Here is an 8,644-nt window from a genome sequence, read left to right on the forward strand (position 1 = left end):
CGCCTCACTCACGAACGGGACCGGGACCTGATCTCCCTCGTCCTCATCGCGGTCGGCACGGACGTGGACCCGCTCGGCTAGGGTCCGCCGGCCCGCGGGTGCCGGACCGCTCACCTCACGTTACGTTGCGAACAGGGACCGGAGCGGGCCCCTCCCCCAGCCGGGGGAACACACCCTCGTGGAGGCCCTTTTGACCGCTCTGCGCCTGGCATAGTCCGGAATCAGCTCGTGTCCTCGACGTGAGCGTTCCGTGACCTAACCGCACCGCCCACAGGGGTTCACCCTCCGTTCACTTATGCCCATAGGCGCCTTCACCTGTTCTGCCTAATTTCGGCCTTAAGCGATGCGAGCCGCGACCTTGGGGTCGCCACCCGTGTCACCCCGTCTTCGCACGCCGCCGTAATTCAGGACGGCGGCTCTCGGANGGAACTCTTTCAAGAGCACCGAGGGTGAGGGCCCGCCGGTTCATGCGCTGAAGCTTCACTTGAAAGAGTTCCTTCCGAGAGCCGCCGTAATTAATTACGGCGGCTCTCGGAAGGAACTCTTTCAAGTGAAGCTTCAGCGCATGAACCGGCGGGCCCTCACCCTCGGTGCTCTCGCCGTCTCCGGCGCCCTGGCCCTCACGGCGTGCGGCTCGGACGACAACGGCAGCTCTTCGAACAGCAGCAGCTCCTCGTCGGCCAACGCCAGCTCGGCCGTCTGCGGTGACGCGAAGAAGGGCCAGCAGCTGCTCGCCGACGGCTCGTCCGCGCAGAAGAACGCGATCGACGCGTGGGTCAAGGCGTTCAGCCAGGCCTGTGGCGTCCAGATCAACTACAAGGGTGGCGGCTCCGGCGCCGGTGTCACCTCCTTCAACCAGGGTCAGCTGGCCTTCGCCGGTTCCGACTCCGCGCTGAAGCCCGAAGAGGTCACCGCCTCCAAGCAGGTCTGCTCCGGCGGCCAGGGCATCGACCTCCCGATGGTCGGCGGCCCGATCGCGCTCGGCTACAACGTCCCGGGTGTCGACAACCTGGTCCTGGACGCCCCGACGCTCGCCAAGATCTTCGACAGCAAGATCACCAAGTGGAACGACGCGGCGATCAAGAAGCTGAACCCGTCCGCCACGCTGCCCGACCTCAAGATCCAGGCGTTCCACCGCTCGGACGAGTCCGGCACCACGGACAACTTCACCAAGTACCTGATCGCCACCACCCCGGACAACTGGAAGTACGACGGCGGCAAGGCCTGGCAGGCCAAGGGCGGCCAGTCGGCGGCCGGCTCCGCGGGCGTGGCCGCCGGGGTCAAGCAGACCTCCGGCGCCATCGGCTACTTCGAGCTCTCCTACGTCGGTGACGGCGTCAAGGCCGTCAGCATCAACACCGGCGCCTCGGCCGCGGTCGCGCCCAGCACCGACAGCGCCACCAAGGACATCGCCGCCGCCAAGATCGTCGGCACCGGTGACGACCTGAAGCTGCAGCTCGACTACAACACCAAGGCCGAGGGCGCGTACCCGATCACCCTGGTGACGTACGAGATCGTCTGCAACAAGGGCAACAAGGCCGACACGCTGCCCGCCACGAAGGCGTTCCTCACCTACATCGCCAGCGAGGAGGGCCAGAAGGTCCTCTCCACGATCGACTACGCGCCGATCCCCGACACGATCATCGCCAAGGTGCGCAGCACCATCGCGAGCATCAGCTAGTCCGAGTGTGCGGCCGGGCCCCGCTCCAGGGGCCCGGCCGCACCGTCCGGTGCACCGCCGCCACGGACCGCACACAGCACGTGTGGACCCGCAGACCGGAGAAATTTGATGGATATATCGACAAAGAACCATGAAGAGGCGCCGCCTCCCACCCCTGAGCCCTCGGCCGCCGTGCAGAAGCGCACCGCCCGCGGCGCCACCCGACCCGGTGACCGGATCTTCCTCGGTCTCTCCCGCGGGTCGGGCATCCTGCTGTTGGTGATCATGGCCGCCATCGCGGTCTTCCTCACCTATCGCGCCTCGCTCGCGATCAGCAAGGACCACGCGAACTTCCTCACCACCTTCGAGTGGAACACCAACCTGGTCCCGCCGAAGTTCGGCATCGCCGTCCTGGCGTTCGGCACCGTGGTGTCCTCGATCATCGCCATGGTCATCGCGGTCCCGATCGCGGTCGCCATCGCCCTCTTCACCACGCACTACGCCCCGCGCAAGCTCCGCGGCCCGGTCTCCTACGTGATCGACCTGCTGGCCGCCGTACCGTCCATCGTGTACGGCCTGTGGGGCGCCCTGATCCTGGTCCCGCACATGATCGGCCTCTTCGGCTGGCTGAACGACTTCTTCGGCTGGACCGGGATCTTCTCCTGGGACGAGGGTGCCCCGCGCTCGATGCTCACCGTCGGCGTCCTGCTCGCGATCATGATCCTCCCGATCATCACCAACGTGAGCCGTGAGGTCTTCCGCCAGGCCCCGCAGATGATCGAGGAGGCGGCCCTCGCCCTCGGCGCCACCCGCTGGGAGGTCATCCGCATGGCGGTGATCCCCTTCGGCCGCTCCGGCGTGATCTCCGCCTCGATGCTCGGCCTCGGCCGCGCGCTCGGCGAGACGATGGCCGTCGCCACCGTGCTCTCCCCGGACTTCATCATCCACGCCAGCCTGCTCAACCCGGGCGGCGGAACCTTCGCCCAGAACATCGCCAGCAAGTTCAGCGAGGCGACGGGAGACGGCCGGGACGCGCTCATCGCCTCCGGTCTGGTCCTCTTCGTCATCACCCTGCTGGTCAACGGCGCGGCCCGGCTCATCATCGCCCGCCGCGCGGAGTACTCGGGGGCCAACGCATGAGCAACGCAGCCGTAGCCGACAAGCCCGTGAGCACCCTCCAGGGCGCCACGCTCCCCAAGTGGTCGCCGTACGCGATCGCCGGCGGCTCCATCGTCCTGGCCGTCCTCATCGGTCTGGTCGGCAGCCTGGACAGCAAGATCCAGTGGGGCCTGATCGCGGCGATCCTCTTCGTCGTCGGTACGTACGTCATCGCGTCGCGCGTCGAGGGCTCCCGCCAGGCCAAGGACCGCATCGCGACCAGCCTGGTCTGGGTCGCCTTCCTCCTCGCCGTCGTCCCGCTCGTCTCCCTCCTGTGGACGACGATCTCGCGCGGCGTGAAGGTCCTCGACATCTACTTCCTGACCCACTCGATGGGTGTGGTCGCCGACACCGAGCCCGGCGGCGGTATCTACCACGCCATCATCGGCAGCCTGGAGCAGGTCGGCCTCGCCACCCTGATCGGCGCCCCGATCGGTGTGCTCACCGCGATCTACCTCGTCGAGTACGGACAGGGCAAGCTCTCCAAGGCGATCACGTTCTTCGTCGACGTCATGACGGGCATCCCGTCGATCGTCGCGGGTCTGTTCATCCTCTCCCTCATGATCATGTGGGAGATGCAGCCCTTCGGCTTCGCCGGTTCGCTGGCCCTGGCCATCCTGATGATGCCGGTCGTGGTCCGCTCCACCGAGGAGATGCTGAAACTCGTACCGAACGAGCTGCGCGAGGCCTCCCTCGCGCTCGGCATCCCGAAGTGGCGCACGATCCTGAAGGTGGTCCTCCCGACGGCTATCGGCGGCATCACCACCGGCATCATGCTGTCGGTGGCACGCATCGCCGGTGAGACCGCGCCCGTCCTGCTGCTGGTGTTCGGCAACCCGTTCATCAACAACGACCCGTTCTCGGGAGCGCAGGCGTCGCTGCCGCTGTACATCTACCAGCAGTTCGCGCAGAGCGCGGGCGAGGGCGCGGCCTACGACCGTGCCTGGGCCGCGTCCCTCACGCTGATCGCCTTCGTGATGATCCTCAACCTGGTGGCCCGCGGCATCGCCCGCTGGAAGGCCCCCAAGACCGGTCGCTGACGCGACCTACTCAGCGACCGTTCTGAACCCCTGGAAGTGAAGCAGTCATGGCCAAGCGAATCGACGTCAGTGGGCTCACCGCCTACTACGGCTCCCACAAGGCAATCGAAGACATCTCGATGACGGTCGAGCCCCGCACGGTGACGGCCTTCATCGGCCCCTCCGGCTGCGGCAAGTCGACCTTCCTGCGCACGCTCAACCGTATGCACGAGGTCACGCCCGGCGGCCGGGTCGAGGGCAAGGTGCTCCTGGACGACGAGGACCTCTACGGCCACGCCATCGACCCGGTGTCCGTGCGCCGCGAGATCGGCATGGTCTTCCAGCGCCCGAACCCGTTCCCCACGATGTCGATCTTCGACAACGTGGCGGCGGGCCTGCGCCTCGCCGGCTCGTACAAGAAGAGCGAGCTGAACGACGTCGTGGAGAAGTCGCTCAAGGGCGCGAACCTCTGGAACGAGGTCAAGGACCGCCTGAACAAGCCCGGTTCGGGCCTGTCGGGTGGTCAGCAGCAGCGCCTGTGCATCGCGCGGGCGATCGCGGTCGAGCCGAAGGTGCTCCTGATGGACGAGCCCTGCTCGGCCCTCGACCCCATCTCCACCCTCGCGATCGAGGACCTGATCGGCGAGCTGAAGGAACGCTTCACGATCGTCATCGTGACGCACAACATGCAGCAGGCGGCGCGCGTCTCGGACCGTACGGCCTTCTTCAACCTCGCGGCGGTCGGCCAGCCCGGCAAGCTCATCGAGATCGACGACACGGAGCGGATCTTCTCCAACCCGTCGGTCCAGGCCACGGAGGACTACATCTCGGGCCGCTTCGGCTGAGCCCGGATCACTCCTCTTCCGAAACCCCTCGCGGTGCTGCATGGCGGTGCCACCGCGAGGACGAAAAGGGCCCGCCCCTGGCTCCCGGGGGCGGGCCCGTTCGTGTGTCCGGCCGGACAGTCCCTAGAGGGGGCTACCGGCGTACTGATGGTCCCAGTCGCCGCACGTGGCCTCTTTCACGTCACCGTCGTCCCGGAGACAGACCTGTATGTACACGGTCGAGGTCTCGGAGACGTTGTGGTCCTCGTACGCGCAGTTGCCGAAGCCGTTGCCGTCGTAGATCGAGTGCTCGGTGCCGCTGGCACCGACCTTCCAGTAGCCGATGACACCGGCGCCGTCCGCCTTGTTGTCGCAGACCCCGAAGTGGTCGCCGTAGCTCTCGAAGTACATGGACCCGGCCGAGTCGACGTACGAGCCCGACGCAACGGTGTCGGAGTAGGCCCTCGCGGCCGACGCGGGAGAGGCCGCGTAGAGGAGCAGGCCCGCGAGAGCCGACGCCACCCCCGCCCCGGACATGAGGTGACGACGAAGTTTGGACATAGGGACCCCCACCCTCGTACGGCGCGTTCAATTCGAACGCTTGAGCCCAAGAAGTTAGCAGTGGCCCCGGTGCCATCACCGGGTTTTCGAGAAAGCGGTTTCACCTTCACAGGAATGGCCCGCTCCGGAAGTCGGAGCGGGCCATTGACCGGAGTGAAGGGAGGGCTACAGGAACGCGAGGTTCACGACCCAGAACGAACACGCCGCCACCACCGCAGCCGCCGGCATGGTGATGAACCACCCCAGCACGATGTTCTTGGCGACCCCCCACCGCACCGCGTTCACCCGCTTCGTGGCCCCCACACCCATGATCGCCGAGGTGATGACATGCGTCGTGGAAACCGGCGCCTTGAAGAGATACGCCGTGGTGAACATGATCGCCGCCCCCGTCGTCTCCGCCGCGAACCCCTGCGGCGGATCCAACTCGATGATCTTCCGCCCGAGCGTCCGCATGATCCGCCACCCACCCGCGTACGTCCCCAGCGACAGCATCAACGCACAGACGATCTTCACCCACACCGGAATCGGATCGCCGTAGGTCGAGTGGCCGGAAATCACCAGGGCCATCACCACGACACCCATGGTCTTCTGCGCGTCCTGGAGACCGTGCCCAAGAGCCATCCCCGCCGCAGACACCGTCTGCGCGATACGGAACCCCCGCTTCGCCTTGTGCGGATTGGCCCGCCGGAAGATCCACATGATCGCGGTCATCACCAGATACCCGCCGACCAGACCGACGACCGGCGACACGAACATCGGCACGATGACCTTGTCGACGACCCCGTGCCAGATGACATCCGTACCGCCGGCCAGCGCGGCCCCCACCATCCCGCCGAACAACGCGTGCGAGGACGACGACGGCAGCCCGAAGTACCAGGTGATCAGGTTCCAGGTGATCGCACCGATCAGCGCGGCGAAGAGGATCCCCATCCCCTTCGACCCCTCGGGCGTCTCGATCAGCCCCTCGCTCACCGTCTTGGCGACCCCGGAACCGAGAAACGCACCGGCAAGATTCATGACCGCGGCCATCGCCAGCGCCGCGCGCGGAGTCAGCGCCCGCGTCGAGACCGACGTGGCGATGGCGTTCGCGGAATCGTGAAAACCGTTGGTGTACGTGAAAAAGAGCGCGACCAGAATGGTCACGACCAGGGCGAAGGTGTCCATGGAGAGGTCAGGACTCCTTGACGGCGATGGTCTCCACCGTGTTCGCCACGTGCTCGAACGCGTCCGCCGCTTCCTCCAGCACATCCACGATCTGCTTGAGCTTGAGCACCTCGATGGCCTCGTACTTGCCGTTGAAGAGCATGGCCAGCAGCTTGCGGTGGATCTGGTCGGCCTGGTTCTCGAGGCGGTTGACCTCGATCCAGTACTCGGTGAGGTTGTCCATCGTGCGCAGGTTGGGCATGGCCTCGGCAGTCAGCTCCGCCGCCCGCGCCAGTACCTCGATCTGCTGCTCGACACCCTTGGGCAGTTCCTCCACGTTGTAGAGGACGACCAGGTCGACGGCCTCCTCCATGAAGTCCATGATGTCGTCGAGGCAGGAAGCGAGGTTGTAGATGTCCTCGCGGTCGAAGGGCGTGATGAAGGAGGAGTTCAACTGGTGGAAGATCGCGTGCGTGGCATCGTCACCGGCATGTTCAGCGGCCCGCATACGCTCTGCGATCTCGGCCCGGCCGGCGGTGTCCGCCCCGAGCAGTTCCATGAGGAGTTTCGAGCCCGTGACGATGTTGTCCGCGGACGCGGCGAACATGTCGTAGAAGCTCGTCTCCCTGGGGGTCAGACGAAAGCGCACAAGGGGTCCTCGGGATGCATCGGTTTCGGTCAGGCTGATGCTAAGTGCATCATCCGGCCACGGCTAATGGGCCGTCCCCCAGTGTCGCCCATCAGGCACAGTGATCCGCACGGGGGCGTACCAAGGGCCCTATACCCAGCAAAGTTCGTTACGATATACCCACTAGGGGTATATGTCTGGAGGACGCAATGGACGCGATGACGACCACCGGGGCCGACGCGACGGCAGCGCCCTCCGAACCGGCCGTCGAACCAGCCCTCGAAGCGGCTCAGGAACCGGTGACGCACGGTTACCACCACCAGAAGGACGAGCACCTCAAGCGCCTGCGCCGGATCGAGGGCCAGGTCCGCGGCCTCCAGCGCATGGTCGACGAGGACGTCTACTGCATCGACATACTCACCCAGGTGTCCGCCTCCACCAAGGCCCTGCAGTCCTTCGCCCTGCAGCTCCTGGAGGAACACCTACGGCACTGCGTCGCCGACGCGGCGGTCAAGGGCGGCGAGGAGATCGACGCGAAGGTCGAAGAGGCGACCAAGGCGATCGCCCGCCTCCTCCGTACCTGACCCCGACCACTCACCCGGCTAACGGGGAGCGCCGGACGCATCCCGTTCCTCGGCGACCTTCAACACCTCGTCGATGCTCTCCAGGCTGAGCCGGTCCTCGGCGGCCGAGGCCGCGATGATCAGGTCTCCGCACAGCTCGATCTCGGCGAGGGCCACGTGGTCCTGAACTGCCGTACCGCCGACCGGAGCCACGTGCATCACCTCTCCTCTGCCGTCACCGACTTCCTAGAGTAGGGAGCGGTCTACACACCGCGCATGGCACGGACGGGCTAGTCCTCACCCGGACTCACACCGATCGGTTCAGGTCACTTCTCGGCGATCTGCCCGGCGTAGATGTCCTTCGACGCCGGAAGTCGTACGTCCACGGGGGCCCCGAAGTCGTACAGCAAGGTCGTCGAGGCGACCGCCACCGTGCTGCGGCGCTGCCCGTTGACGAAGCTGAACCGCTGCCGGACCTTGCGGACGCGCCCCTGGTCGTCGAGGAAGACGTCGAAGGGCACCCGGGGAGTGGCGAACCCTTTCGCCGCCGACCTCAGCGCAGCCTCGTTCCCCGCCGAAGCGCTCCGCGCGGCCACGGAGAGATCGGCGACCCCCTGATAGTGACGCACGGAGGCCCCGGCCACCTCCGTCTTTCCCAGATACGTCGCCGTAGTCGTCCCGCGCAGCAACTCGGCCGCGGCGTACGGGTCGGTGGCCCCGCCGGTCACGAGGTTGCCGTCGGACAGCGTCCCGGTGTCGACCCGCACCCATTTGTCGGCGGGCACCCCGGCACCCCGGTTCTTCATGAACAGGGCGCCCGGCGCGAGGAGTTCGGTGATCGGCCGGTGCTCGCTGGCGCCGGTGGGGTCCTGCGGCAACTGCACGGTGAGTCGGCCCAGTTGACGGCGGAAGTCGTAGCCGCCCTCGCCGCGGATGGTCACACGGGTGCCGCCGGTGGCCATCTCCATGGACGTACGGGCCTGTGAACTCCCCGCCGCCACAAGGGTGTCGGCCGCCCGCCGCACCACCGCGACCGCGTCCCCGGCCCCGCGCGCGTCCGCCGTCGCCACCCCGTCCCCCGCCCCGCC

10 protein-coding genes are annotated in these 8,644 nt (G+C 66.9%); 5 read left to right on the forward strand and 5 right to left on the reverse strand.

Annotated features, from left to right (window positions below):
* The first annotated feature begins 550 nt into the window (after positions 1 to 550).
* The 4 genes from pstS to pstB all read left to right on the forward strand — a co-directional run bounded on the left by pstS (position 551) and on the right by pstB (position 4,682).
* Positions 551 to 1,681 carry a phosphate ABC transporter substrate-binding protein PstS gene (gene pstS / locus JHN63_RS42865; protein ID WP_200690544.1) on the forward strand — a complete coding sequence of 377 codons (1,131 nt, stop codon included), beginning with the start codon at positions 551 to 553 and terminating at the stop codon, positions 1,679 to 1,681.
* A gap of 108 nt (positions 1,682 to 1,789) precedes the next feature.
* A complete protein-coding gene (pstC, locus tag JHN63_RS42870; RefSeq protein ID WP_200690545.1) occupies positions 1,790 to 2,800 on the forward strand; it encodes a phosphate ABC transporter permease subunit PstC in 1,011 nt (336 codons plus the stop codon).
* A complete protein-coding gene (gene pstA, locus JHN63_RS42875) occupies positions 2,797 to 3,858 on the forward strand; it encodes a phosphate ABC transporter permease PstA (protein ID WP_200690546.1) in 1,062 nt (353 codons plus the stop codon). Before pstC ends, pstA begins: the two co-directional genes overlap by 4 nt.
* Positions 3,859 to 3,905: 47 nt before the next feature.
* Positions 3,906 to 4,682 (forward strand): phosphate ABC transporter ATP-binding protein PstB, encoded by a 777-nt coding sequence (gene pstB / locus JHN63_RS42880; RefSeq protein WP_200690547.1) that lies wholly within the window; start codon positions 3,906 to 3,908, stop codon positions 4,680 to 4,682.
* A 123-nt stretch (positions 4,683 to 4,805) separates the two neighbouring features.
* Here pstB and JHN63_RS42885 read toward each other — a convergent pair whose 3' ends face one another.
* The 3 genes from JHN63_RS42885 to JHN63_RS42895 form a co-directional block, all read right to left on the reverse strand.
* The gene (locus tag JHN63_RS42885) at positions 4,806 to 5,222 is read right to left on the reverse strand and encodes a hypothetical protein (RefSeq protein WP_200690548.1); all 417 of its coding nucleotides are present in this window, start codon (positions 5,220 to 5,222) and stop codon (positions 4,806 to 4,808) included.
* A 165-nt stretch (positions 5,223 to 5,387) separates the two neighbouring features.
* Positions 5,388 to 6,386 (reverse strand): inorganic phosphate transporter, encoded by a 999-nt coding sequence (locus JHN63_RS42890; RefSeq protein WP_200690549.1) that lies wholly within the window; start codon positions 6,384 to 6,386, stop codon positions 5,388 to 5,390.
* A gap of 7 nt (positions 6,387 to 6,393) precedes the next feature.
* A complete protein-coding gene (locus JHN63_RS42895) occupies positions 6,394 to 7,014 on the reverse strand; it encodes a DUF47 domain-containing protein (RefSeq protein ID WP_026151758.1) in 621 nt (206 codons plus the stop codon).
* A gap of 197 nt (positions 7,015 to 7,211) precedes the next feature.
* Between JHN63_RS42895 and JHN63_RS42900 the strand changes: the two genes are divergently transcribed.
* Entirely contained in the window at positions 7,212 to 7,577 is a 366-nt protein-coding gene (locus JHN63_RS42900; protein WP_234478529.1) for a metal-sensitive transcriptional regulator, read from the forward strand.
* Positions 7,578 to 7,595: 18 nt separating this feature from the next.
* Here the strand turns inward: JHN63_RS42900 and JHN63_RS42905 are convergent, their stop codons facing one another.
* A complete protein-coding gene (locus JHN63_RS42905; RefSeq protein ID WP_200690550.1) occupies positions 7,596 to 7,775 on the reverse strand; it encodes a hypothetical protein in 180 nt (59 codons plus the stop codon).
* A 107-nt stretch (positions 7,776 to 7,882) separates the two neighbouring features.
* Positions 7,883 to 8,626 carry a hypothetical protein gene (locus JHN63_RS42910; protein WP_307782116.1) on the reverse strand — a complete coding sequence of 248 codons (744 nt, stop codon included), beginning with the start codon at positions 8,624 to 8,626 and terminating at the stop codon, positions 7,883 to 7,885.
* Positions 8,627 to 8,644: the final 18 nt, after the last annotated feature.

The sequence above is a fragment of the Streptomyces sp. MBT65 genome (assembly GCF_016612545.1).
Lineage (GTDB): Bacteria > Actinomycetota > Actinomycetes > Streptomycetales > Streptomycetaceae > Streptomyces.

What these genes read in the sequence shown, in the direction of transcription:
- pstC (WP_200690545.1), top strand. Translation starts at nt 1,790, where the DNA reads ATGGATATATCGACAAAGAACCATGAAGAGGCGCCGCCTCCCACCCCT.
- pstA (WP_200690546.1), top strand. Translation starts at nt 2,797, where the DNA reads ATGAGCAACGCAGCCGTAGCCGACAAGCCCGTGAGCACCCTCCAGGGC.
- pstB (WP_200690547.1), top strand. Translation starts at nt 3,906, where the DNA reads ATGGCCAAGCGAATCGACGTCAGTGGGCTCACCGCCTACTACGGCTCC.
- JHN63_RS42885 (WP_200690548.1), bottom strand. Translation starts at nt 5,222, where the DNA reads ATGTCCAAACTTCGTCGTCACCTCATGTCCGGGGCGGGGGTGGCGTCG.
- JHN63_RS42890 (WP_200690549.1), bottom strand. Translation starts at nt 6,386, where the DNA reads ATGGACACCTTCGCCCTGGTCGTGACCATTCTGGTCGCGCTCTTTTTC.
- JHN63_RS42900 (WP_234478529.1), top strand. Translation starts at nt 7,212, where the DNA reads ATGACGACCACCGGGGCCGACGCGACGGCAGCGCCCTCCGAACCGGCC.
- JHN63_RS42905 (WP_200690550.1), bottom strand. Translation starts at nt 7,775, where the DNA reads ATGCACGTGGCTCCGGTCGGCGGTACGGCAGTTCAGGACCACGTGGCC.